The 22,593-nt window shown below is 70.8% G+C and carries 19 protein-coding genes; 10 read left to right on the top strand and 9 right to left on the bottom strand.

Features of this window, described 5'->3' with window-relative positions:
- Positions 1-52: 52 nt before the first annotated feature.
- Together Q392_RS17605 and ffh are read right to left on the bottom strand one after the other, a co-directional pair.
- The gene (locus tag Q392_RS17605; protein WP_038210545.1) at positions 53-1,936 is read right to left on the bottom strand and encodes a C1 family peptidase; all 1,884 of its coding nucleotides are present in this window, start codon (positions 1,934-1,936) and stop codon (positions 53-55) included.
- A gap of 112 nt (positions 1,937-2,048) precedes the next feature.
- Positions 2,049-3,440, bottom strand: coding sequence for a signal recognition particle protein (ffh, locus tag Q392_RS17600; protein ID WP_038210539.1), 1,392 nt, complete (start codon positions 3,438-3,440; stop codon positions 2,049-2,051).
- A gap of 89 nt (positions 3,441-3,529) precedes the next feature.
- Here ffh and Q392_RS17595 point away from each other — a divergent pair, with 89 nt between their 5' ends.
- The 8 genes from Q392_RS17595 (at position 3,530) to Q392_RS17560 (ending at position 13,976) form a co-directional block, all read left to right on the top strand.
- Positions 3,530-4,339, top strand: a complete 810-nt coding sequence (locus tag Q392_RS17595) for a cytochrome C assembly family protein (protein ID WP_038210537.1) — start codon at positions 3,530-3,532, stop codon at positions 4,337-4,339.
- A complete protein-coding gene (locus Q392_RS17590) occupies positions 4,336-4,566 on the top strand; it encodes a PP0621 family protein (RefSeq protein WP_038210536.1) in 231 nt (76 codons plus the stop codon). Before Q392_RS17595 ends, Q392_RS17590 begins: the two co-directional genes overlap by 4 nt.
- Positions 4,567-4,740: 174 nt before the next feature.
- Positions 4,741-6,468 (top strand): sensor histidine kinase, encoded by a 1,728-nt coding sequence (locus Q392_RS17585; protein ID WP_038210535.1) that lies wholly within the window; start codon positions 4,741-4,743, stop codon positions 6,466-6,468.
- Between the two features lie 4 nt (positions 6,469-6,472).
- On the top strand, positions 6,473-7,981 hold the full coding sequence (locus Q392_RS17580; protein ID WP_038210533.1) for a sigma-54-dependent transcriptional regulator: 1,509 nt from the start codon (positions 6,473-6,475) through the stop codon (positions 7,979-7,981).
- A complete protein-coding gene (ampD, locus tag Q392_RS17575; protein ID WP_038210531.1) occupies positions 7,974-8,567 on the top strand; it encodes a 1,6-anhydro-N-acetylmuramyl-L-alanine amidase AmpD in 594 nt (197 codons plus the stop codon). The genes Q392_RS17580 and ampD overlap by 8 nt, the downstream gene beginning before the upstream one ends.
- A gap of 354 nt (positions 8,568-8,921) precedes the next feature.
- Positions 8,922-11,867 carry a ribonucleoside-diphosphate reductase subunit alpha gene (locus Q392_RS17570; RefSeq protein WP_038210529.1) on the top strand — a complete coding sequence of 982 codons (2,946 nt, stop codon included), beginning with the start codon at positions 8,922-8,924 and terminating at the stop codon, positions 11,865-11,867.
- Positions 11,868-12,032: 165 nt separating this feature from the next.
- Positions 12,033-13,238 (top strand): ribonucleotide-diphosphate reductase subunit beta, encoded by a 1,206-nt coding sequence (locus Q392_RS17565; protein WP_038210528.1) that lies wholly within the window; start codon positions 12,033-12,035, stop codon positions 13,236-13,238.
- Between the two features lie 192 nt (positions 13,239-13,430).
- Positions 13,431-13,976 (top strand): histone H1-like DNA-binding protein, encoded by a 546-nt coding sequence (locus tag Q392_RS17560; protein ID WP_038210526.1) that lies wholly within the window; start codon positions 13,431-13,433, stop codon positions 13,974-13,976.
- 58 nt (positions 13,977-14,034) lie between these two features.
- On the opposite strand, the gene Q392_RS17555 is transcribed toward Q392_RS17560, so the two are convergent.
- The 7 genes from Q392_RS17555 to Q392_RS17525 form a co-directional block, all read right to left on the bottom strand.
- Positions 14,035-14,937 carry a carbohydrate kinase family protein gene (locus Q392_RS17555; protein WP_038210525.1) on the bottom strand — a complete coding sequence of 301 codons (903 nt, stop codon included), beginning with the start codon at positions 14,935-14,937 and terminating at the stop codon, positions 14,035-14,037.
- A gap of 46 nt (positions 14,938-14,983) precedes the next feature.
- The gene (locus Q392_RS17550; protein ID WP_038210523.1) at positions 14,984-16,291 is read right to left on the bottom strand and encodes a DUF3426 domain-containing protein; all 1,308 of its coding nucleotides are present in this window, start codon (positions 16,289-16,291) and stop codon (positions 14,984-14,986) included.
- A 127-nt stretch (positions 16,292-16,418) separates the two neighbouring features.
- A complete protein-coding gene (prmA, locus tag Q392_RS17545) occupies positions 16,419-17,306 on the bottom strand; it encodes a 50S ribosomal protein L11 methyltransferase (protein ID WP_038210522.1) in 888 nt (295 codons plus the stop codon).
- 158 nt (positions 17,307-17,464) lie between these two features.
- The gene (gene accC, locus Q392_RS17540; RefSeq protein WP_038210521.1) at positions 17,465-18,814 is read right to left on the bottom strand and encodes an acetyl-CoA carboxylase biotin carboxylase subunit; all 1,350 of its coding nucleotides are present in this window, start codon (positions 18,812-18,814) and stop codon (positions 17,465-17,467) included.
- A 7-nt stretch (positions 18,815-18,821) separates the two neighbouring features.
- On the bottom strand, positions 18,822-19,289 hold the full coding sequence (gene accB, locus Q392_RS17535) for an acetyl-CoA carboxylase biotin carboxyl carrier protein (RefSeq protein ID WP_038210519.1): 468 nt from the start codon (positions 19,287-19,289) through the stop codon (positions 18,822-18,824).
- 101 nt (positions 19,290-19,390) lie between these two features.
- Positions 19,391-19,990: a TlpA family protein disulfide reductase gene (locus tag Q392_RS17530; protein ID WP_038210517.1), complete on the bottom strand. Its 600-nt coding sequence runs from the start codon at positions 19,988-19,990 to the stop codon at positions 19,391-19,393.
- On the bottom strand, positions 19,987-20,577 hold the full coding sequence (locus Q392_RS17525) for a hypothetical protein (protein ID WP_038210516.1): 591 nt from the start codon (positions 20,575-20,577) through the stop codon (positions 19,987-19,989). Before Q392_RS17525 ends, Q392_RS17530 begins: the two co-directional genes overlap by 4 nt.
- 87 nt (positions 20,578-20,664) lie before the next feature.
- Here Q392_RS17525 and mpl point away from each other — a divergent pair, with 87 nt between their 5' ends.
- A complete protein-coding gene (gene mpl, locus Q392_RS17520) occupies positions 20,665-22,065 on the top strand; it encodes a UDP-N-acetylmuramate:L-alanyl-gamma-D-glutamyl-meso-diaminopimelate ligase (protein WP_038210514.1) in 1,401 nt (466 codons plus the stop codon).
- 24 nt (positions 22,066-22,089) lie between these two features.
- The gene (locus Q392_RS17515; protein WP_038210513.1) at positions 22,090-22,590 is read left to right on the top strand and encodes a cupin domain-containing protein; all 501 of its coding nucleotides are present in this window, start codon (positions 22,090-22,092) and stop codon (positions 22,588-22,590) included.
- Positions 22,591-22,593 lie beyond the last annotated feature (3 nt).

Genomic DNA, 22,593 nt, shown 5'->3' with positions numbered 1-22,593 from the left:
ACACCCCCTGAAAAGGCCCGCCTCGGCGGGCCTTTTCCTTTGCGGGCGGCGTTCAGGCGTTGCCGGCCGCCAGGATGCTGCGGATGACGCTTGCGCGCGTCGCCTCGTCGTCGTCGAAGCCGCCGTGCGTGGTGCTGTTCGTCTCGCGGCTTTGCGCCGCCCACAGCTGCACGTTGGCACGGGCGGCCAGTTCGAGCGGCACGTACTTCGCCATGCCCACGACGGGCGTGCGCTTGCCGCCTTCGAAGGACTCGGACACCAGGTACAGCAGCGAACGCCCGTAGCCCAGGATCGGCCGGCAGGTGGCGTCGGCGCTTTCCAGCGGATCGGACAGGTGCCACTGGTTGTACTGGCGCACCTTGCCGCTCGTGATGTGCGGCAGCATCTTCTGCTCGAACAGGTCCACCCGCGCGGCCGGCGCCATCAGGTTGACGCTGTGGAAGCGCCAGCCCAGGCCGGCCAGCAGGTCCACCAGGTGGCAGTGGACGATGCCGCCGGCGGAGTGGCCGATCAGGTGCAGCCGGTCGCGCCCCAGCTTGAAGGCGCCGGAGCGCATCGCGCAGTCGTAGAGCACGCGCCCGCCGCTGTTGCGCGCCGACGAGATCAGCCGCCCGTTCTCCTTCATCTCGCCCCAGATGGCGGTGCCCGGGCGGGCCAGCGTGCGCTCCAGCCGCTCGTTCCACCAGTTCTGGATGCCGCCGGCGCGCTCGCGCTCGCCGCTGAAGATGTCCTTGACGATGTTGCCGAGCGTGGCGATCAGGCCCGTCTCCCACATGAAGAAGATCGGGAAGACGTGGCGCTCGTACAGCGCCGGGATCCACTGCGCGGCCGTCTTCGCCGCGTCGCCCTCGCTGGTCAGGCCGCCGTGCGCGTAGATGGCGATGTCCACCGGCGCGTTGGCCGGCAGCTTCCACTGCGCGCGGGCCCGCTCCAGGTAGGTGCCCACCAGCGCCTCCACGTCGGAGGGGTTGGTGCGGAAGTCGCCCGAGTCGGACAGGCGCCCGTTGTTCTCCATGTTGACGATGTAGGGCGCCAGCTCGTGGTTGCGCAGCCGCTCCTCGGTCGCCAGCTCGACCTTGCCGGCGCGCGGCATGCGCAGCGCCGGGCTGCGCGCGATGGCCAGGTGCAGCGAGGTCGCCACGCCCATCTGCACCACCCAGCAGTCCATCGCGTTGGCGCTCCAGTCCTCGTAGCGCAGCAGCGCCAGGCCGCCGCTGCCCCAGCCCTCGCCCCAGGAGTTCTGGATGATGAAGCCCTCGTGCGTGTAGCCCAGGATGACGAAGGCATGGCCGCCGTCGCCGGGCGCCAGCTCGCGCTGCGGGATGGCCCACGGCTCGTCGCCGCGCCGGGCGGCGTCCTGCCCTTCGCGCCAGCCGGCGTGGCACTGGGCGCTGGCATAGAGCACGCCGACGTCGGCCAACGCCACGTGCATGTCGGCGACGGCGCGCGGGTCGATGCGGTAGTAGGCGCCCAGCGGGCGGCGCATCGCGTCGGGCCACCAGTCGTCGCGCGGGTCGGCGGGCACTTCCTTGGGCATCGGCTCGCGCGGCCACAGCTCGCGCCGGCAGACGCCGTGCTTGTGCCAGCCCTTGAGCGCGCCGCGCAGGCTGGAGCCGGTGTCCTGCGTGGCGCCGCGGAATTCGTCGTAGCGCCGCGCCATCGAATAGATCATGAAGGGCGAGACCTGCTCGGCCGCCTCGCCGTCGGCCGAGAGCAGCCAGTGCACGACGGTGGCGAGCGCGAAGCCGGTGCAGGCGCTGGTGCGGCCCTGGTTCAGCACCGGCACGGCGCGCGCCGGCCGCAGTTCGGCGCCCGGGCGCAGGCGCACCGGCGGCACGTAGAGGCGGTCGCGGAAGTCGATCGGGTCGGCCTTGACGACATCGCGCGCGGGCAGCGCCTGGACGGCGGGCCGGCGGGCGGCTTTGCGGGTGGCCATGGCGCGCCTCCTCTTGCCTGGGATGGCGCGCATTGTGGGCAGGCGCGGCCCCGGCAGGCCATTCGCCGGAAGTGCTGGCCGGCGGCTTAGGCCGTTCGGCGGTGCGCAGGGATCAGAAGCGCGGCAGGCCGCCCGGCCCGCCGGGGCCGCCCATGCCGGGGAAGCCCTTGGCGCCGCCCAGGCGCTTCATCATCTTCATCAGGCCGCCGCCCTTCATCTTCTTCATCATCCCCTGCATCTGCTCGAACTCGCCCAGCAGGCGGTTGACTTCCTGCACCTGCACGCCGGCGCCGGCGGCGATGCGCTTCTTGCGGGTGGCCTTGATGATCTCGGGCTTGCGGCGCTCGGTCGGGGTCATGCTGTGGATGATCCCCTCCTTGCGGCGGATGTCGCGCTCGGCGCGCGTCAAGTCCGCGTCGGTGGCCTTGCCGGCCAGCTGCGCGGGCAGCTTGTCCATCAGGCCCGACAGGCCGCCCATCTGCTTCATCTGCTGCAGCTGGGCGAGGAAGTCCTCCAGGTCGAAGTGGCCGCTCTTGACCTTGCTGGCCAGCTTCTTGGCGGCTTCCACGTCCACGCCGGCCGAGACCTGCTCGACCAGCGCCACGATGTCGCCCATGCCCAGGATGCGGCCGGCATGGCGCTCGGCGTCGAAGGCCTCCAGGCCGTCGATCTTCTCGGAGACGCCCGCGAACTTGATCGGCACGCCGGTGATCTGCCGCACCGACAGCGCGGCGCCGCCGCGCGAGTCGCCGTCCATCTTGGTCAGCACGATGCCGGTGAGCGGCAGCGCGTCCTTGAAGGCCTTGGCGGTGTTGACCGCGTCCTGGCCCTGCATGGCGTCGACGACGAACAGCGTCTCCACCGGCTTGAGCGCGCCGTGCAGCGACTTGATCTCCTCCATCAGCACCTCGTCGATGGCGAGGCGGCCGGCGGTGTCGACCAGCAGCACGTCGAAGTGGTGCTTCTTCGCGTAGTCCAGCGCGGCGGCGGCGATGTCCAGCGGCTTCTGATCGGGCGTGCTGGGGAACCACTCGGCGCCGGCCTGCTTCGTCACCGTCTTGAGCTGCTCGATGGCGGCCGGGCGGTAGACGTCGCCCGACACCGTCAGCACCTTCTTCTTGCGCTTCTCGATCAGGTGCTTGGCCAGCTTGGCGGTGGTGGTGGTCTTGCCGGCGCCCTGCAGGCCGGCCATCAGGATCACGGCCGGCGGCTGCGCGGCGAGGTTGATGTCGGACACGCCCTCGCCCATCGTCGCCGCCAGCTCGCGGTGCACGATGCCCACCAGCGCCTGCCCTGGCTTGAGCGAGCCCAGCACCTCCTCGCCCATCGCCTTGTCCTTGACGCGGGCGACGAAGTCGCGCACCACCGGCAGCGCCACGTCGGCCTCCAGCAGCGCCATGCGCACCTCGCGCATCATGTCCTGCACGTTGGCTTCGGTGATGCGCGCCTGGCCGCTCATCTGCTTGACGAGGCGCGAGAACTTGTCGGAGAGGGCGGTGGCCATGGGGGAGTGTCCGGAGGGAAAGCGGAAGGGCGTGAGGGGCGGCGTTGCACCACCCGAAAAGGAAAGGGCGAGCCGCTAAACTCGCCCGGATGATTCTAGCGAGCCCCTCCCCGCTCAGCGTGGCACTGGGCATCGCCACCGCGGCCGCCTACGGCGTGGCCGCCGCCGCGGCGACGCGGCTCGGCCGCCAGGGCACCCAGGGCCTGTTCGCGCTCGCCTGGATCCTGCATGCGCTCACCCTCGGCACCGGCCTGCTCGGCCGCGAGGCCCGTTTCGGCTGGGCGCCCGCCCTGTCCGTCACGGCCTGGCTGGTGCTGACGGTCTACGCCGTCGAGAGCCGCCTCTTCCCGCAGCTCACCGTGCGCCGCGCGCTGGCCGTGCTGGGCGGCGTGGCGGTGCTGCTGGCGGCGGTCTTCCCGGGCGCGCCGCTGCACGTGGCGGCCTCGCCCTGGCTGCCGCTGCACCTGGCGCTGGGCATCGCCTCCTACGGCCTGTTCGCCGCCGCGGTGGTGCATGCCTGGCTGATGCGGCGCGCCGAGAAGCAGATCCGCCAGGCGGCCGAGCCGCAGGCCGGCCTGCCGCTGCTGACGCTGGAGCGCCTGACCTTCCGCTTCGTCACCGCCGGCTTCGTGCTGCTGACGGCCACCCTGGCCGCCGGCCTGCTGTTCAGCGAGCAGTTGTACGGCCCCTCGGTGCGCGGCTGGAAGTGGGACCACAAGAGCGTGTTCTCGGTGCTGGCCTGGCTGGCCTTCGCCGTGCTGCTGCTGGGGCGCGCGCGCTTCGGCTGGCGCGGCCGCATCGCGCTGCGCGTGCTCTACGCCGGCGCGGCCCTGCTGCTGCTGGCCTACGTGGGCTCGCGCTTCGTGCTGGAAGTGATCCTGGGGCGCGGCGTCGCATGAAGTACCTGATCGTGCTGGCGGTGGTCGTGGTGGCGATCTGGGTCTGGCGCCAGAACCGCCGCGAGGAAGCGCAGGAGCGCGCCGCGGCCCGTCCGCGCGCCGTGCCCGGCCCGCAGGCCATGCTGCGCTGCGCGCACTGCGGCGTGCACCTGCCCGCCGCCGATGCGGTGGCCGGCCGGCAGGGCAGCTACTGCAGCGAAACGCATCGCCGCCTCGGCGAAACATGAAAACACCCCCAGGCTTCGCGGACTTCGTTCCGCTTCGCCAACCCCCTCAAGGGGGCACACGCGACGGCCGGACAAAGCCCGTTCCGTGCGTGTTCGCGCATGGCCTGCTCCGCGGCCGCCAGTACCGCTTCGCCTCGTGCGATGCGGACGACGCCCGGCATCCTGGGTAGCTCGATGGCCTCCCCCTGGTCGCGCGGCGGTGCTCCGGCCACGGACTGGGCCGGCCTGGACACCGGCAGCGGCGCGCTGACGCCGCGCGGCTCGGGCGGGCTGGTGCGCCTGTGGCGCGGCTTCATGACAGCGCGCGTGTTCGTCGGCGTGGTGCTGGTGCTGCTGCAGGGCGTGACCTTCGCGCTGGGGCAGCCGCTCAACCACCTGGCGCTGGGCGTGTCGGTCGCGTATTTCGCGGCGGCGCTGCTGGGCACGCGCTACCTGCATCCGCGCCCGCCGCTGCGCGGCATGGGCCTGGCCTGGCTGGGCAGCATCGGGGTGGACCTGGCCACCTTCGCCGTGCTCCAGACCCTGCAGGCGGCGAGCATCAACTACACGCCGCTGTTCGCGCTGCCGGTGCTGATGGGCGCCGTGGTCGGCTCGCTGCCTGTGGGGCTGGCGACCACGGCCCTCGTCACGCTGCTGCTGCTGGGCGACGCGCTGCGCTACCAGCTGCTGCAGGGGGCCGACGCGCCCGCGCGCTTCCTGCAGGCGGCGCTCACGGGCACGGGCCTGTTCGTCGTCTCGCTGCTGGCGCACCAGTTGGCGCTGCGGCTGGCGCGCGAGGAGGAGCGCTCGCTGCACAGCCGCAGCACGGCGCAGATGCAGGCGCAGGTCAACGCGCTGGTGATCGAGGCGCTGGGCGAGGGCGTGCTGGTGATCGACCTGGACGGCCGCGTGCAGGCGGCCAACCCGGCGGCGGACGCGATCCTCGGGCGCGGCCTGGGCGCGGCCGACATGCCCTTCGCGCTGGAGAACCAGCCCGCCTGGCACGCGCTGGCGCAACTGGCGGCGCGCACCTTCCAGCGCCGCAGCGCGCAGTCGGCCGAGCTGCCGATCGCCCAGGCGCGCGGCGCCCCGCGCGAGCTGCGGGTGCGCACCCGCCTCACGCCGGCGGCCGGAGCGCGCACCGAGGGGCTGTGCGTGATGTTCCTGCAGGACCTGCGCGAGCTGGAGGCGCGCATCCGCACCGAGAAGCTGGCCGCGATGGGCCGCATGTCGGCCGCGGTGGCGCACGAGATCCGCAACCCGCTGGCCGCCATCGCGCAGGCCAGCGCGCTGCTGTCGGAGGACCTGACCGACCCCGGCCAGCGGCGCCTGAACGAGATGGTGCAGCACAACGCGCAGCGCCTAGCGCGCATCGTGGACGATGTGCTGGACGTCTCGCGCGCGCGCCAGCAGCGGGCGCTGCCGCTGGAGGGCGAGCAGCTCATGCTCGACCCGATGGTGCTCACCATGGTCGAGGAATGGGTGCAGCAGACCGGGCGCGCGGGCGTGCGGCATGCGCTGGGCGCCCAGGCGCAGGTGCGCTTCGAGGCCGAGCACCTGCGGCGCATCCTGGTCAACCTGCTGGACAACGCGGCGCGCTACGCCAGCCAGGAGGAAGGCGCGATCCAGGTCGTCACCGCCTGGCCGCCGCAGGGCCGGCCGCAGCTGCTGGTGTGGAGCGACGGCGCGCCGCTGGACCCGGCCGTGCAGCGCCACCTGTTCGAGCCTTTCTTCTCGTCCGAAAGCCGCTCCAGCGGCCTCGGCCTGTACATCTGCCGCGAGCTGTGCGGGCGCCACGGCGGCGCCATCGGCTACGAGCGGCGCACGCTCGACGGCGACGGGCCGGAAGGCAACGCCTTCGTGATCAGCTTCGCGCCGGCCGCGCAGACCGCACCGGCGGCGCAGGAGCGTTTGCCACAATAGCGGCGTGAACAGCCCCACCGCCCGCAGTGCAGCGCAGATCCTCGTCGTCGACGACGAGCCCGACCTGCGCACCCTGTACGAGATGACGCTGCTGCGCGAGGGCTACCGCGTCGAGGCCGCCGGCAGCGTGGCCGAGGCCTGGCAGCACCTGGAGGCCGGCCGCTTCGACGCCGTGATCACCGACATGCGCCTGCCCGACGGCCTGGGCATGGAGCTGCTGCACCGCCTGCAGCAGCGCCAGCGCGCCGAGCGCTGCGTGGTGATGACGGCCTACGGCTCGGCCGAGAACGCGGTCGAGGCGCTGAAGGCCGGCGCCTTCGACTACCTCACCAAGCCGGTGGACCTGAAGCAGTTCCGCGCGGTGGTCGCCTCGGCCGTGCACGAGCAGGCCACCGCGCCGCGCCCCGCGCCGGCGCCGCCGGGCGCGGCGCCCGACCCGGCACCGGTGACGACGCAGGCCACCGGCGCGCTCGAGCGGCTGGTCGGCGAATCGGAGCCGATGCGGCTGGTGAAGGCACGCATCGTCAAGGTCGCGCGCGGCATGGCGCCGGTGCTGGTGCGCGGCGAGTCCGGCACCGGCAAGGAGCTGGTGGCGCGCGCCGTGCACGCCTGCAGCCAGCGCGGCGACGGCCCCTTCGTCGCCGTCAACTGCGGCGCGATCCCCGAGAACCTGCTGGAGGCCGAGTTCTTCGGCGCGCGCAAGGGCTCGTACACCGGCTCGGCGCAGGACCGCGACGGCTACTTCCAGGCGGCCCGCGGCGGCACCCTCTTCCTCGACGAGATCGGCGACCTGCCGCTGGCGATGCAGTCCAAGCTGCTGCGCGCCATCCAGGAGCGCAGCGTGCGCCCCATCGGCTCCACGCAGGAGGACGCGGTGGACGTGCGCATCGTCAGCGCCACCCACAAGGACCTGCAGGCCGAGGTGCAGGCCGGCCGCTTCCGGCAGGACCTGTACTACCGCCTCAACGTGATCGAGCTGATGCTGCCGCCGCTGCGCGAGCGGCGCGAGGACCTGCCGACCCTGTGCACCGCGCTGCTGCAGCGCATCGGCCAGGAGGCCGGCATGCCCGTGCCGGCCCTGTCGGCCCGCGCGCTGGACGCGCTGCGCCGGCAGCCGCTGCACGGCAACGTGCGCGAGCTGGAGAACCTGCTGCACCGCGCGGTGGCGCTGAGCGAGGGCGGCGAGCTGTCGATGGAACTCGACGCCGGCGACGGCCTGCCTCCCGCCGACGACGAGGCATCGCACGGAGCCGGCGACGCGCCGGCACTGTTCCCGCCGGACGGCCTGCTGCCGGAGGCGGCGGCGCCGACGGCACGGCCGACGACCGACGCCATGCCCAGCGACCTGCAGCGCTACCTCGACGACAAGGAGCGCGAGATCCTGCTGCGCGCGCTGCAGGAGACCGGCTTCAACCGCACCGCGGCCGCCCAGCGCCTCGGCCTGAGCCTGCGGCAGATCCGCTACCGCATCGTGCGGCTGGGCATCCCCATGCCCTCGGGCGACGATGGCTGATGCGCCCGCCGCCACCACGCCGTGGCAGGAAGGCGGCTGGTACGCATCCGCGCACCGGCTGGCATCGCCCAACTTCGGCCCGCGCCCGGCCGGCGCCTGCGTCGACCTGATCGTGCTGCACTCGATCAGCCTGCCGCCGGGCCAGTACGGCGGCGACGAAGTGCAGCGGCTCTTCACCAACCGGCTGGACTGGTCCGCGCACCCCTACTTCGAGCAGATCCGCGGCATCGAGGTCTCGGCGCACTTCTACGTGCGGCGCGACGGCACGCTCTGGCAGTTCGTCGGCTGCGACGACCGCGCCTGGCATGCCGGCGCCTCGTGCTGGCGCGGCCGCGCCGACTGCAACGACGACTCTGTCGGCATCGAGCTCGAAGGGCTGGAGGGCGGGCCGTTCGAGCCCGCCCAGTACGAGGCGCTCGCGCACCTGTGCCCGGCCATCGCCCGGCGCTATCCGGTGCGGTACGTGGCCGGCCACGAGCACATCGCGCCCGGCCGCAAGCAGGACCCCGGCCCCGGCTTCGACTGGCCGCGGCTGCGGGCGGCGCTGGGCTGGCCGGCCGAGGCATTTCCCCCGGGGACGCGCTGAATTTTTTCTATCGGACGGCCGCCGCGGGAAGGGTCCCCTCCCGGCCGCACCCTGGCGCTGCAGCATCGCCCGCCATGCAGCAACCATGCGGCCTGCCGGCCTGAATCGCCTCCGAGGCCGCATCGCTGCTGGGTCGGAGCAAGCAGTGCCAACCCAGATGCGGCACAAGGCGCCGCTCCCGCGGGACAAGATTCGCAACGTTGCCGTTGACGTTCGTGAAAAACACTACATCTAGTGCCTTGAACCCCCATTCCCCCCTAGATATAGTGTGCCTCGCCTGACCAGCCCCGCCGTTCGCGACAGCGCCCGGCACGGTCCATGACAACCAACGCAGGAACCCGAGGAACACACCCAATGCAAGCTGCCCAGACCACCCCGACGACGCCCCGTGCCACGCCGCCCCAGGCCGCCTCGCCCGGGCGTGACGTGGCGGGCGCCGCCGGGCCTGCCCTCGCCCACTACCAGATCATCCGCCGCAACGGCGCCGTGGTGCCCTTCGCGCCCGACAAGATCGCGGTGGCGATGATGAAGGCCTTCCTGGCCGTGCACGGCACCCAGGGCGCGGCCTCGGCCAGCGTGCGCGAGACGGTCGAGGGCCTGACGCAGGCCGTGATCAAGGCACTGGTGCGCTCGCGCCCGGGCGGCGGCACCTTCCACATCGAGGACGTGCAGGACAGCGTCGAGCTGGGCCTGATGCGCGGTGGCCACCACGAGGTGGCGCGCGCCTACGTGCTGTACCGCGAGCGCCGCGCGCAGGAGCGCCTGAAGCAGGGCGAGCAGGCTGCGCCGGCGGCGCTGCCGCAGATCCACGTGCTGGACGGCGGCGAGCGCGTGCCGCTGGACGTGAACGCGCTGCACGCGCTGCTGCAGTCGGCCTGCGCCGGGCTGGGCGAGGGCGTCAAGGCCGAGCCCATCGTGGCCGAGACCATGCGCAACCTGTACGACGGCGTGCCGCTGGACGAGGTCTACAAGGCCTCGATCCTGGCCGCCCGCACCCTGATCGAGAAGGACCCGGACTACACCTACGCCACCGCGCGCCTGCTGCTGCACACCATCCTGAAGGAAGTGCTGGGCCGCGAGACCACGCAGGCCGAGATGGGCACCGCCTATGCCGACTACTTCCCGCAGTTCATCAAGCGGGGCGTGGAGGCCGAGCTGCTGGACGAGAAGCTGCTGCAGTACGACCTGGCCCGCATGGGCGCGGCGCTGAAGGCCGAGCGCGACCTGAAGTTCGACTACCTGGGCCTGCAGACCCTGTACGACCGCTACTTCCTGCACGTGCGCAAGACCCGCATCGAGCTGCCGCAGGCCTTCTTCATGCGCGTGGCGATGGGCCTGGCCCTGAACGAGATCGACCGCGAGGCGCGCGCCATCGAGTTCTACGAGGTGCTGTCGAGCTTCGACTTCATGTCCTCGACGCCCACGCTCTTCAACAGCGGCACGCTGCGCTCGCAGCTCTCGTCCTGCTACCTGACCACGGTGCCGGACGACCTGGACGGCATCTACGAGTCGATCAAGGAGAACGCGCTCCTCTCGAAGTTCGCCGGCGGCCTGGGCAACGACTGGACCCGCGTGCGCGCCCTGGGCAGCCACATCAAGGGCACCAACGGCGAGTCGCAGGGCGTCGTGCCCTTCCTCAAGGTGGTCAACGACACCGCCGTGGCCGTCAACCAGGGCGGCAAGCGCAAGGGCGCCGTCTGCACGTATCTTGAGACCTGGCACCTGGACATCGAGGAGTTCCTGGAGCTGCGCAAGAACACCGGCGACGACCGCCGCCGCACGCATGACATGAACACGGCCAACTGGATCCCCGACCTGTTCATGCGCCGCGTGATGGAAAAGGGCAGCTGGACGCTGTTCTCGCCCTCCTCCTGTCCCGACCTGCACGACCTGTTCGGCGCCGACTTCGAGCGCGCCTACGTCGCCTACGAGGAAAAGGCCGCCCGCGGCGAGATCAAGCCCAGCAAGACAGTGCCGGCCACCGACCTGTGGCGCAAGATGCTCTCGATGCTGTTCGAGACCGGCCATCCCTGGATCACCTTCAAGGACGCCTGCAACGTGCGCTCGCCGCAGCAGCACGTGGGCGTGGTGCACAGCTCCAACCTGTGCACCGAGATCACGCTGAACACCAGCGACACCGAGACGGCCGTGTGCAATCTGGGCTCGGTCAACCTGCTGCAGCACCTGAAGGACGGCGGCGTCGACCACGAGAAGCTGAAGAAGACGATCTCGACGGCGATGCGCATGCTCGACAACGTCATCGACATCAACTACTACGCCGTGAAGAAGGCGCGCGACTCCAACCTGCGCCACCGCCCGGTCGGCCTGGGCGTGATGGGCTTCCAGGACGCGCTGTACGAGCTGCGCATCCCCTACGCCAGCCAGGAGGCGGTCGATTTCGCCGACCGCTCGATGGAAGCCGTCTGCTACCACGCCTACTGGGCCTCCACCGAGCTGGCGGCCGAGCGCGGCAAGTACTCCAGCTTCAAGGGTTCGCTGTGGGACAAGGGCGTCCTGCCGATGGACTCGCTGGGCCTGCTGGAGCAGGCGCGCGGCGGCTACGTCGAGATCGACCGCTCCAGCACGCTGGACTGGGACGCCCTGCGCGCCAAGATCGCCCGCGACGGCATGCGCAACTCCAACTGCGTGGCCATCGCGCCGACGGCGACCATCTCCAACATCATCGGGGTGGACGCCTCCATCGAGCCCTGCTTCGGCAACCTGTCGGTCAAGTCCAACCTGTCGGGCGAGTTCACCGTGATCAACCACTACCTGGTGCGCGACCTCAAGCGCCTGGGCCTGTGGGACGACGTGATGGTGATGGACCTCAAGCACTTCGACGGGTCGCTGCGCCCCATCGACCGCGTGCCGCAGGACATCAAGCAGCTCTACGCCACCGCCTTCGAGATCGAGCCGCAATGGCTGGTCGAGGCCGCGGCGCGGCGCCAGAAGTGGATCGACCAGGCGCAGAGCCTGAACATCTACATGTCCGGCGCTTCGGGCAAGAAGCTGCACGACACCTACACGCTGGCCTGGACGCGCGGCCTGAAGACCACCTACTACCTGCGCACCATCAGCGCCACGCACGCCGAGAAGTCCACCGTGCAGTCGGGCCGGCTGAACGCCGTGTCCTCCGATGCGGGCGGCGGCCTCGCGGCAGCGGCTCAGCCGAGTGCGCTCGAGCGCGCCGCCGCCGCGGCGCAGGCACAGATGGCGCAGGCGCAGGCCGCCGACAACACGCCGGCCACCGACATCAAGTTCTGCGCGATCGACGACCCGGGCTGCGAGGCCTGCCAGTGAGTCGATGAATGAACAACGGTCCGCATGCGGACCGTTTTCTTCTCCACCTTCTCGGCATCGGCCGACACGCACGATGCCTTCGCACAACAGAATTCGAGCACGATGCATGCGGACAACTTTTCAACGCGCATCGGTTGCTCTGATAATTGAGCATTGGATTTTTCTATGTTGACCTGGGACGACGAAGTCAAGCCCTCCACGCCGAGGAGCCAGCCGCACACAGCATCGACCGCCACCGCTGGCGCATCGATGGCGGCCCCGCCGACTTCTTCCGCCGCGCAGCCGGCCCTCGCCACGCACAGCTTCGCGCCCGCCGCGCCGGCGCCTGCCGCCTCGGCACCTTCGCATTCCACCCGCCGCGTCAACGCCGCCGACAAGCGCATCATCAACGGCCAGACCGACGTCAACCAGCTGGTGCCGTTCAAGTACAAGTGGGCCTGGGAGAAGTACCTGGCCACCTGCGCCAACCACTGGATGCCGCAGGAAGTGAACATGAACCGCGACATCGCCCTCTGGAAGGACCCGAACGGCCTGACCGAGGACGAGCGCCGCATCGTCAAGCGCAACCTCGGCTTCTTCGTCACCGCCGACTCGCTGGCCGCCAACAACATCGTGCTGGGCACCTACCGCCACATCACGGCGCCCGAGTGCCGCCAGTTCCTGCTGCGCCAGGCCTTCGAGGAAGCGATCCACACCCACGCCTACCAGTACATCGTCGAGTCGCTGGGCCTGGACGAGGCGGAGATCTTCAACGCCTACAACGAGGTGCAGTCGATCCGCGACAAGGACGAGTTCCTGATCCCGTTCATCGACGCGATCATGGACCCCCAGTTCCACACCGGCACGCCCGAGAACGACCAGACGCTGCTCAAGAGCCTGATCGTCTTCGCCTGCCTGATGGAGGGCCTGTTCTTCTACGTCGGCTTCACCCAGATCCTGGCGCTGGGCCGGCAGAACAAGATGACCGGCGCGGCCGAGCAATACCAGTACATCCTGCGCGACGAGTCGATGCACTGCAACTTCGGCATCGACCTGATCAACCAGCTCAAGCTCGAGAACCCGCACCTGTGGACGCCCGAGTTCAAGGCCGAGATCAAGGCCCTGTTCCAGAAGGCGGTCGAGCTCGAGTACCGCTACGCCGAAGACACCATGCCGCGCGGTGTGCTCGGCATGAATGCCTCCATGTTCAAGGGCTACCTGCGCTACATCGCCAACCGGCGGGCCACGCAGATCGGCCTGGAAGCGCTCTTCCCGAACGAGGAAAACCCGTTCCCCTGGATGAGCGAGATGATCGACCTGAAGAAAGAGCGCAATTTCTTCGAGACCCGCGTGATCGAATACCAGTCGGGTGGCGCTCTGTCCTGGGATTGAATTTCCAAAAACAAGAACGAATGGATTCAAGAATCGCCCCGTCCGCTCCATGCACCGCAGAGTGCAGCGGCCGGGGTTCCCGTGTTCATGGCGCTGGAGTCTGCTCCAACGCCATGAATCGCTTCATGCTCGCAGACGATGCATGGAGTGCTTCCAGAGGTTGATGTTTTCAACTTGATCAAGGAGAAAGAAATGGCAACTGCAAAGAAAGCGCCGGCGAAGAAAGCGGCCGCGAAGAAGGCGCCGGCCAAGAAGGCCGCAGCCAAGAAGGCACCGGCGAAGAAGGTCGCAGCCAAGAAGGTCGTCGCCAAGAAGGCGCCGGCGAAGAAGGTTGCAGCCAAGAAGGTCGCGGCCAAGAAGGCGCCTGCGAAGAAGGTCGCAGCCAAGAAGGCGCCGGCCAAGAAGGTCGCGGCGAAGAAGGCTCCCGCCAAGAAGGCGGCGGCGAAGAAGGCGCCGGCGAAGAAGGTCGCTGCCAAGAAGGCGCCGGCCAAGAAGGCTGCTGCCAAGAAGGCCGTCGCCAAGAAGGCGCCTGCGAAGAAGGCTGCAGCGAAGAAGGCCCCCGCCAAGAAGGCGGCGGCGAAGAAGGCTGCGAAAAAGCCCGCTGCCAAGAAGCCTGCCGCCAAGAAGGCCGCCAAGCCTGCTCCCGCGAAAGCCGCCGCCCCTGCGCCCGCCCCCGCGGCGCAGACGACGCTGAACCCGCAGGCCGCCTGGCCCTTCCCGACGGCCAGCAAGCCCTGATCGGCTCGCCTTCCGTCCAAGGCCCGGTACCGAAAGGTGCCGGGCCTTTTTGCTTGGGTCAGAGGCCCAGGGCCTGCCGGTCCACCGTGTAGTTCTGCGGTCCGCGCACGGCGATCTTGAGCGCGCCCAGGCGGTTGCCGAGCTCCGCGCAGCGCCGCAGGTCCCAGCCCTGCTCCAGCCCGTAGAGCAGGGCGCCGCGCCAGGCGTCGCCGCAGCCCGTGGGGTCCACCACGGCCTCGGGCTGCACGGCCGGCACGCGGGTGGAGCGGCCGTCCTCCCACAGTTCGCATCCTTCCGCGCCGAGGGTGACGACCAGGCCCTTCACGCGGCGCGACATCTCCTCGCTGCTCCAGCCGGTGCGCTCGCTGAGCATCTTGCCCTCGTAGTCGTTGACCACCACCCAATCGGCCTGGTCGACGAAGCGCGCCAGTTCCTCGCCGCCGAACATCGGCAGGCCCTGGCCGGGATCGAACACGAAGGGGATGCCGGCGGCCTTGAACTGCTCGGCGTGCTGCAGCATCGCATCGCGACCGTCGGGGGCGATGATGCCCAGGCGGATGTCGGCGCGCGGCTCGACGCGCGTGAGATGCGCCTGCTGCATCGCGCCGGGATGGAAGGCGGTGATCTGGTTGTTGTCCCGGTCGGTCATGATCATCGCCTGCGCCGTGTAGGTGTCGCCGATCTCGCGGACGAACTCGGTGCCGATGCCCAGCTCGCGCAGGCGCTGCACATACTCCGCGCCGTCGCTGCCCACGGCCGCCATCGGCAGCGCCCGGCCGCCCAGCGCATTCAGCGCGTAGGCGATGTTGCCGGCGCAGCCGCCGAAGTCGCGGCGCAGCGACGGCACGAGGAAGGACACGTTCAGGATGTGCAGTTGATCGGGAAGGATCTGCTCGGCGAAGCGCCCCTCGAAGCCCATGATGGTGTCGAAAGCCAGGGAACCGCAAATCACTGCTGCCATGAGAGATCCAGACGAGGAAGGTGAGAAGAAGAAGGAAGAAGAGGGCTCAGGGATAGAAAAGCACCAGCCGATAGCCGATCACGGCAGGCAGCGCGGCACCGGCCGGCGGCTGCAGCGCCATCGGCAGCGACACCGCCTGCTCCGCGTGCGGGCCCAGCGTGGCCGGTGCGCCCATGTCCTGCGGATGCAGCACCCGCCGCACCACGGGGCGCTCGCTGCTGTCCAGCAGGGTGAGTTCGACGGACGGCATGCGCAGCGGCTGTGCCGACGCGCTGCGCAGGGTGAAGTCCAGCCGGTAGCCGGGGGCGTTGCGCTGCGGCGTGAAGCCCGAGCCCTCGATGTGCACGGCATCGATGCGGCGCAGCGGGCCGAGTTCGCAGCCGCTCAGCGCGCACACGGCGGCGAGCAGCGGCTGCCAGCCCGGCTGCGCGGCTGCCAGGGTTTCTCGCTCGTGGCGCAGCACCTGGAACACCAGCGCCAGGGCGGCCAGCACCACGGCCGTCCCCCACAGCGCCGTCTTCCCCCTGGCCGGCTTCGCCGGCGCGTCGGCGGCCGGCAGCGGCGCATCGAAGAAGGACGGCGCCGGCGCCACGGAGGGCGCCGCCACGGGCGCGGCGACGTCGCTCGACGCCTCGCGCAGGGCTGCCACCGCGACGGTGGTGGCGGGCAGTCCCGGGTCGGCCGGCTCGTCGGCCGGCGCAGCGGCAGCCGGCGCCTGTGCCGGTGCATCGGATGCGCTCGCTTCTCCCGGCTGCGCACGCTCCCGGCGCCGGGCTTCGCGCAGGGCCTGGATGCGGGCGCGCCGCAGGGCCTTCTGCAGTTGCGCGTCGACGGCCTCGTCCACCGGCGAAGGCGCTTCGGACCTGCCGGGCGCGGGGGCCTGCACGGGCAGCGCCGGCAGCTCGGGCCACGGCTCGTCGGCCACGATGACGGGCAGGTCGGGACGGCTGAACCAACTCGCCGGTGCGTCGCGCTCGGCAGCATCGTCCGCGGACGATGCTGCTTCGGTGGGCAAGGGGGAAGCGATGTCGGCCGGTGCCACGGCCGGCGCGGACGTGGAGAAATCCAGCAGCCGCGCGTCCGGCCAGGGCGACGGCACCGGCCGGGGCGCCGCGGGCGCCTCCGATGCTGTCGCGTCGACGGGCGCGGGGTCAGCCGGCTGCGACGCCGGCGGCGGCGAGATGTCTTCCGCCGGCGCGCCCTCGGCACCGTCGGCGTCATCCATCAGCCCGGGCATCGCGTCGAAGATCTCGCTGCAGCGCCCGCACCGCACCCATCCGTCGGAGATGCGCAACTGGTCGCGCACCACCTTGAAGGCGGTGCCGCAGGCCGGGCATCGGGTGACGAGGCTCACGCGGCGAGGCCCCGCACGCCGATGCGCACCGCGCCGCGGCGAGGTCTTCGCTTCGTGTGATCCGGCCCCGGCACTGCACTCATGGGGCAGGGATTGTAAGGAGCGGTTCCGCTGCGCAGGCGCGCCTTCAGCCGCGGCCCGTCATGAGGATCCAGCCGTCCTCCGCATCCGCCACCTCCAGCGCGAGGTGGGGTGCGTACGCGGCCTTGAGTTCGTCGGCCTGGCGCTCCAGGATGCCGGCCAGCACCAGCGAGCCGCCCTCGGCGACGTGCGCGCACAGCAGCGGCGCCAGCACCTTCAGCGGCGTGGCGAGGATGTTGGCGAGCACCGTGTCGTAGCGGCCCTCGGCCGCATCGGGCAGCGCGGCCTGCAGCCGCACGCCGTTGGCCTCGGCATTCAGCCGCGTGGACTCGACCGCCGCCGGGTCGATGTCGACCGCGTCGATCGCCTGCGCGCCGAACTTCGCCGCGCCGATGGCCAGGATGCCCGAGCCGCAGCCGTAGTCGAGCACGCGCCGGCCTGCGCCGCCCTCGCCCTGCCGGGCGATCCAGCGCAGGCACATGCGCGTGGTGGGATGCGTGCCGGTGCCGAAGGCCAGCCCCGGGTCGAGCCGGATGATGCGCTCGGCCTGCGCCGGCGGCTCGTGCCAGGTGGGCACGATCCAGAAGCTGGGCGTGATCTCCACCGGCGCGAACTGGGATTGCGTCAGGCGCACCCAGTCCTGGTCCTGCAGTTCCGCCACGCCGATCACCCGACAGTCCGCGAAGAAGTCCTGCGCCGCCAGCACCTGGGCCGCGTGGCGGGCCGGCGCCTCGGCATCGAAGAGCGCCACCACGCGCGAGCGCTGCCAGCCCTCGCGCGGCGGCGGCATGCCGGGCTCGCCGAACAGCGCCTGTTCGGCCTCGGTCTGCGCATCCGCGTCCTCCACGGACACGCTCAGCGCATCGAGTTCGTCCAGCGCCTCGCCGACGATCTCGACCCGCTCCTCGGGCACCAGCAAACGCAACTCAAACATGATGTCAGCCTTTTCACTTTGAGCGCCGCGCGCTTCCGATCAGAAGGCCGCGGAGCAGGCCATGCGCGAACACCCGCGGAACCGGCTCGGCCGGGCCGCCGGGTGTGCCCCCCTTGGGGGGTTGCCGGAGCGGAACGCAGTCCGCGCAGGCTGGGGGGTTATCTTTTGTGGGATGCCATCCACTCTTCCAGGTAGTGGATGTTGGTGCCGCCGGCCATGAACTTCGAGTCGACCATCAGCTCGCGATGCAGCGGGACGTTGGTGAGGATGCCTTCGATCACCGTCTCGTTCAGCGCGGTGCGCATGCGGGCCATGGCCTGCTCGCGCGTGTCGCCGTAGACGATGATCTTGCCGATCATCGAGTCGTAGTTGGGCGGCACGAAGTAGTTGGTGTAGACGTGGGAGTCCACGCGCACGCCCGGCCCGCCCGGCGGGTGCCACATGGTGATGCGGCCCGGCGACGGCGTGAACTTGTACGGGTCTTCCGCGTTGATGCGGCACTCGATGGCGTGGCCGTGCACCTGGATCTGGCGCTGGGTGAAGGGCAGCTTCTCGCCGGCGGCGACCATGATCTGCGTCTTCACGATGTCGATGCCGGTCACCAGCTCCGTCACCGGATGCTCCACCTGCACGCGGGTGTTCATCTCGATGAAATAGAACTCGCCGTTCTCGTACAGGAACTCGAAGGTGCCGGCGCCGCGGTAGCCGATCTTCTTGCAGGCGGCGGCGCAGCGCTCGCCGATGCGCTCGATCAGCTTGCGCGGGATACCCGGCGCGGGCGACTCCTCGATCACCTTCTGGTGGCGCCGCTGCATGGAGCAGTCGCGCTCGCCCAGGTACACGGCGTTCTTGTGCTTGTCGGCCAGCACCTGGATCTCGATGTGGCGCGGGTTCTGGAGGAACTTCTCCATGTACACGGCCGGATTGTTGAAGGCCGCGGCCGCCTCGGCCTTGGTCATCTGGATGGCGTTGATCAGCGCCGCCTCGGTGTGCACCACGCGCATGCCGCGCCCGCCGCCGCCGCCGGCCGCCTTGATGATGACCGGGTAGCCGATCGCCTTGGCGATGCGCTTGTTGGCCGCCGCGTCGTCCGACAGCTCGCCGTCGGAGCCCGGCACGCAGGGCACGCCGGCCTTGATCATGGCCTGCTTGGCCGAGACCTTGTCGCCCATGATGCGGATCGACTCGGGCGTCGGGCCGATGAACTGGAAGCCGCTCTGCTCCACGCGCTCGGCGAAGTCCGCGTTCTCGGAGAGGAAGCCGTAGCCGGGATGGATGGCCTCGGCGTCCGTCACCTCGGCTGCCGAGATGATGGCCGGCATGTTGAGGTAGCTCTGCGACGAAGGCGCCGGGCCGATGCACACTGCCTCGTCCGCCAGCTTGACGTACTTGGCCTCGCGGTCGGCCTCGGAATAGACCATCACCGCCTTGATGCCCAGTTCGCTGCAGGCGCGCTGGATGCGCAGGGCGATCTCGCCCCGATTGGCCACCAGGATCTTCTTGAACATCAGAGGCTCACTCGATGACGAACAGCGGCTGCCCGTATTCGACGGCCTGGCCGTTCTCGCCGAGGATCTGGGTCACGGTGCCGGACTTGTCGGCCTCGATCTCATTGAGGATCTTCATCGCCTCGATGATGCAGAGGGTGTCGCCCTCCTTCACCTGGCTGCCGACCTCGACGAAGGCCGGGGCACCGGGGCTGGCGGCGCGGTAGAAGGTGCCGACCATGGGCGACTTCACGATGTGGCCGGCCGGCGCGGCGGGTGCCGCGGCAGCCGGCGCAGGCGCAGCGGCCGTGGCGGGCGCGGCAGCAGCAGGCGCCAGCGCGGCGGGTGCTGCGGCGACCGTCTGCACATACTGGACGGGAGCGGGCTCGCCTCCCTTGACGATGCGGACCTTGCCTTCGGCTTCCGTGATCTCGAGTTCGGAAATATTGGATTCAGACACCAGGTCGATCAGTGTCTTGAGTTTGCGCAGATCCATGGGGCTCCCGCGCCGGCATCACCGGCCAAAAGGAATCAACTCACCTGAAAATCGGCTTACTGCGGCGTTTGAACGCCATCTACCGACCAAACCGCCGGATTCTAGCCGTGAACTGCACGGCGCCACGCCTCCAGGTCGGCGGGCTCGAGCTGGCCGATTTTACGCTTCGCAACCTGGCCGTCCTTGCCGATCAGCAGGCTGAACGGCAGTCCGCCGCCCGGATTGCCCATGGATTTGACCAGTTCCGTGCCCTGCAGGCCGGCCAGGCCCACCGGGAACGCCAGCGGCAGCCGGGCCAGGAACTTGCGCACGGCGCTGGGCTGGTCGATGGCCAATCCGATCACTTGCCAGCCGTTGGCCGCCTGATCGCGAAAGAAGCGATCGAGCATGGGCAACTCTTCCACGCAGGGGGGGCACCAGGTGGCCCAGAAGTTGACCAGCAGCGGCTGCCCGCGCAGCGCATCCATGCGCAGTTCGCCGCCCTCGGGGCGATCGAAGCGCAGCGCCCAGAAGGACGCATCCAGCGTCCCGCCGCCGGCGCCCCCCTCGGCCCGGCGGCGCCACCACATGCCGGCGCCCGCCGCGGCAGCCGCCACGGCCACTCCGGCACGGAGCCAGGATCGGCGGGATGCGCTCGCGGGCGCGGCTTCATCCCGAGGGGCTGCGCTGCCCGCGCCATCGGACGGCCCGGCGGTGCTCATTCCTCCTGCTCCAGCAGCCGGCGCACCGCCGCCAGGTCGCCGCGCGGCGTGCGCCCCTGCGAGTCCGGCCGCAGCGCGCCGCGCAGGTCGTCGAGGTCGTACACCAGCAGGTGCACGCCGACTTCGATGCCCAGTTCGCGGCACAGCGCGTGGATGCTCAGGGCCTCCACCCGCTCGCCGTGGAAGCCCGTGACCTGGCGCGGCTCGTAGTCGACGTGGTGGTCGATCAGGGCGATCTCGCACGACTTGGGGTCGTCGCAGAAGAGCTGGATGTAGATGTCGGACAGGTGCGTGGCGGTGCCGTGCCAGACGGCGCCGCCCAGGTGCGGGCGGAACTCGGCCAGCCGCTCCATCCATTGCAGCGCCAGCCGCCGCAGCGCGAGCAGCTCGCCCGGCTGGGTGTCGGCGCAGAACAGGCGGATGTGGTCGCGCACCTCGGCCTCGACCTCGTCGTTGCCCGGCAGCGCCGTGCGCACCGGCAGGCCCAGGTCGCGCAGCGCGCGGCGCTTGGCGGCGCCGTACTCCAGCCCCTCCTCGACCACGAGGCGGGCTGCAGCCGCGGCGATCTCACGCTTGCCGGTGTCCATCGGCGCATTGTGCCCGCGCACCCGGCGCCCCGCGGCAAGACCCGCAAAGGCCGCAGGGCGGGGTGCGGCGCTTCCTAGAATGCCGCGATGCACATCCACATCCTCGGCATCTGCGGCACCTTCATGGGCGGCGTGGCGGCACTCGCGCGCGAGGCCGGCCACCGCGTGACGGGCTGCGACGCCGGTGTCTACCCGCCGATGAGCGACCAGCTGCGCGCCCTGGGCATCGAGCTGATCGAGGGCTACGCGGCCGACCAGATGGCGCTGGCGCCCGACGTGTTCGTGATCGGCAACGTGGTCTCTCGAACGCGCCTGGCGGATGGATCGCCCAAGTTCCCGCTGATGGAGGCGATCCTCGATGCCGGCGCCCGCTACACCAGCGGGCCGCAGTGGCTGGCCGAGCACGTGCTGGCCGACCGCCACGTACTGGCGGTGGCCGGCACGCACGGCAAGACGACCACGACCTCCATGCTGACCTGGGTGCTGGAGCAGGCGGGCCTCGCGCCGGGCTTCCTGGTCGGCGGCGTGCCGCTGGACTTCAGCGTGTCGGCACGTCTCGGCCAGGGCAACGGCTTCGTCATCGAGGCCGACGAGTACGACACCGCCTTCTTCGACAAGCGCAGCAAGTTCGTCCACTACCGCCCGCGCACGGCGATCCTGAACAACCTGGAGTTCGACCACGCCGACATCTTCGACGACCTGGCGGCGATCGAGCGGCAGTTCCATCACCTGGTGCGCACCGTGCCGGCCAGCGGGCGGCTGGTCGTCAACGCCGACGAGGCGAGCCTGGCGCGCGTGCTGGCGATGGGCTGCTGGAGCGGCGTGGAAGGCTTCGGCAGCCGCGGCGAAGCGCGCTGGCGCGCCGAGGGCGCGCAGCACGCCTTCGCCGTGCTGCGCGACGGCCGGCCGGTGGGGCGCGTCGCGTGGGCGCTGACCGGCGCGCACAACCAGATGAACGCGCTGGCCGCCATCGCGGCGGCGGAGCACGTGGGCGTGGCGCCGGCCGACGCCGCGCAGGCGCTCTCGTCCTTCCGCAACGTGCGGCGGCGCATGGAGCTGCGCGGCGAGGCGGCACGGCCCGGCGAGGCGTCGATCCGCGTGTACGACGATTTCGCGCACCACCCGACGGCCATCCTCACCACGCTGGACGGGCTGCGCCGCCGGCTCGACGGCGAGGGCCGGCAGGCGGAGCGCATCCTGGCCGTGTTCGAGCCGCGCAGCAACACCATGAAGCTGGGCACCATGGCCGCGCTGCTGCCCGACAGCCTGCGCGACGCCGATCTCGCCTTCTGCCACACCGCCGGCCTCGACTGGGATGCCGCCGCGGCCCTCGCGCCGCTGGGCGCGCGCGCCGCCACCGCCGGGAGCATCGATGCGCTGGTGGCGCAGGTCAGCGCCGCCGCCCGGCCGGGCGACCACATCGTCTGCATGAGCAACGGCGGCTTCGGCGGCATCCACGAGCGGCTGCTGGCCGCGCTGCGGCACTGAAGAAGAAGCCAAAGGAGCCCGCCCATGCGCGCCCGCCACCTGATCGACACGCTGGGCCTGCAGCCGCACCCCGAGGGCGGCTGGTACCGCGAGATGTTCCGCTCCGGCGCGCAGGTGCAGTGCACCGACGGCCGCGCGCCCCGCGCGGCGCTGACCAGCATCTACTTCCTGCTGGAAGCCGGCCGGCACTCGCGCTGGCACCGGGTGGCGTCCGACGAGCTGTGGACGCATCTGGAAGGCGTGCCGCTGGCCCTGTGGACCGCCGACCCTGCCCTGCGCACCGCGCCGGCCCACGTGCGCCTCGGTCCGGTGGACGACCACGGCACCCGCCCGCAGCACGTGGTGCCGGCCGGCCAGTGGCAGGCGGCCGAGCCGCTGGCGCAGCACCCGGCCGGCGACTACAGCCTGCTGGCCTGCGCCGTGGCACCGGGCTTCGAGTTCGCCGATTTCGCGCTGATGGATGCGGCCGGCGACGAGGCCGCCGCATTGCGCCACCACTGGCCGGCGCTCGCGCGGTTCATCTGAACC

It is taken from the genome of Xenophilus azovorans DSM 13620 (assembly GCF_000745855.1).
GTDB classification, from domain to species: Bacteria; Pseudomonadota; Gammaproteobacteria; order Burkholderiales; family Burkholderiaceae_C; genus Xenophilus; species Xenophilus azovorans.
This window is presented reverse-complemented; position numbering and strand designations above follow the sequence as displayed.

Coding starts and splice junctions, on each gene's coding strand:
- Q392_RS17565 (WP_038210528.1), top strand. CDS start 12,033: ATGTTGACCTGGGACGACGAAGTCAAGCCCTCCACGCCGAGGAGCCAG.
- ffh (WP_038210539.1), bottom strand. CDS start 3,440: ATGGCCACCGCCCTCTCCGACAAGTTCTCGCGCCTCGTCAAGCAGATG.
- Q392_RS17585 (WP_038210535.1), top strand. CDS start 4,741: ATGGCCTCCCCCTGGTCGCGCGGCGGTGCTCCGGCCACGGACTGGGCC.
- accC (WP_038210521.1), bottom strand. CDS start 18,814: ATGTTCAAGAAGATCCTGGTGGCCAATCGGGGCGAGATCGCCCTGCGC.
- mpl (WP_038210514.1), top strand. CDS start 20,665: ATGCACATCCACATCCTCGGCATCTGCGGCACCTTCATGGGCGGCGTG.
- Q392_RS17525 (WP_038210516.1), bottom strand. CDS start 20,577: ATGGACACCGGCAAGCGTGAGATCGCCGCGGCTGCAGCCCGCCTCGTG.
- Q392_RS17570 (WP_038210529.1), top strand. CDS start 8,922: ATGCAAGCTGCCCAGACCACCCCGACGACGCCCCGTGCCACGCCGCCC.
- prmA (WP_038210522.1), bottom strand. CDS start 17,306: ATGTTTGAGTTGCGTTTGCTGGTGCCCGAGGAGCGGGTCGAGATCGTC.
- Q392_RS17590 (WP_038210536.1), top strand. CDS start 4,336: ATGAAGTACCTGATCGTGCTGGCGGTGGTCGTGGTGGCGATCTGGGTC.
- Q392_RS17560 (WP_038210526.1), top strand. CDS start 13,431: ATGGCAACTGCAAAGAAAGCGCCGGCGAAGAAAGCGGCCGCGAAGAAG.
- Q392_RS17555 (WP_038210525.1), bottom strand. CDS start 14,937: ATGGCAGCAGTGATTTGCGGTTCCCTGGCTTTCGACACCATCATGGGC.
- Q392_RS17515 (WP_038210513.1), top strand. CDS start 22,090: ATGCGCGCCCGCCACCTGATCGACACGCTGGGCCTGCAGCCGCACCCC.
- accB (WP_038210519.1), bottom strand. CDS start 19,289: ATGGATCTGCGCAAACTCAAGACACTGATCGACCTGGTGTCTGAATCC.
- Q392_RS17595 (WP_038210537.1), top strand. CDS start 3,530: ATGATTCTAGCGAGCCCCTCCCCGCTCAGCGTGGCACTGGGCATCGCC.
- ampD (WP_038210531.1), top strand. CDS start 7,974: ATGGCTGATGCGCCCGCCGCCACCACGCCGTGGCAGGAAGGCGGCTGG.
- Q392_RS17530 (WP_038210517.1), bottom strand. CDS start 19,990: ATGAGCACCGCCGGGCCGTCCGATGGCGCGGGCAGCGCAGCCCCTCGG.
- Q392_RS17605 (WP_038210545.1), bottom strand. CDS start 1,936: ATGGCCACCCGCAAAGCCGCCCGCCGGCCCGCCGTCCAGGCGCTGCCC.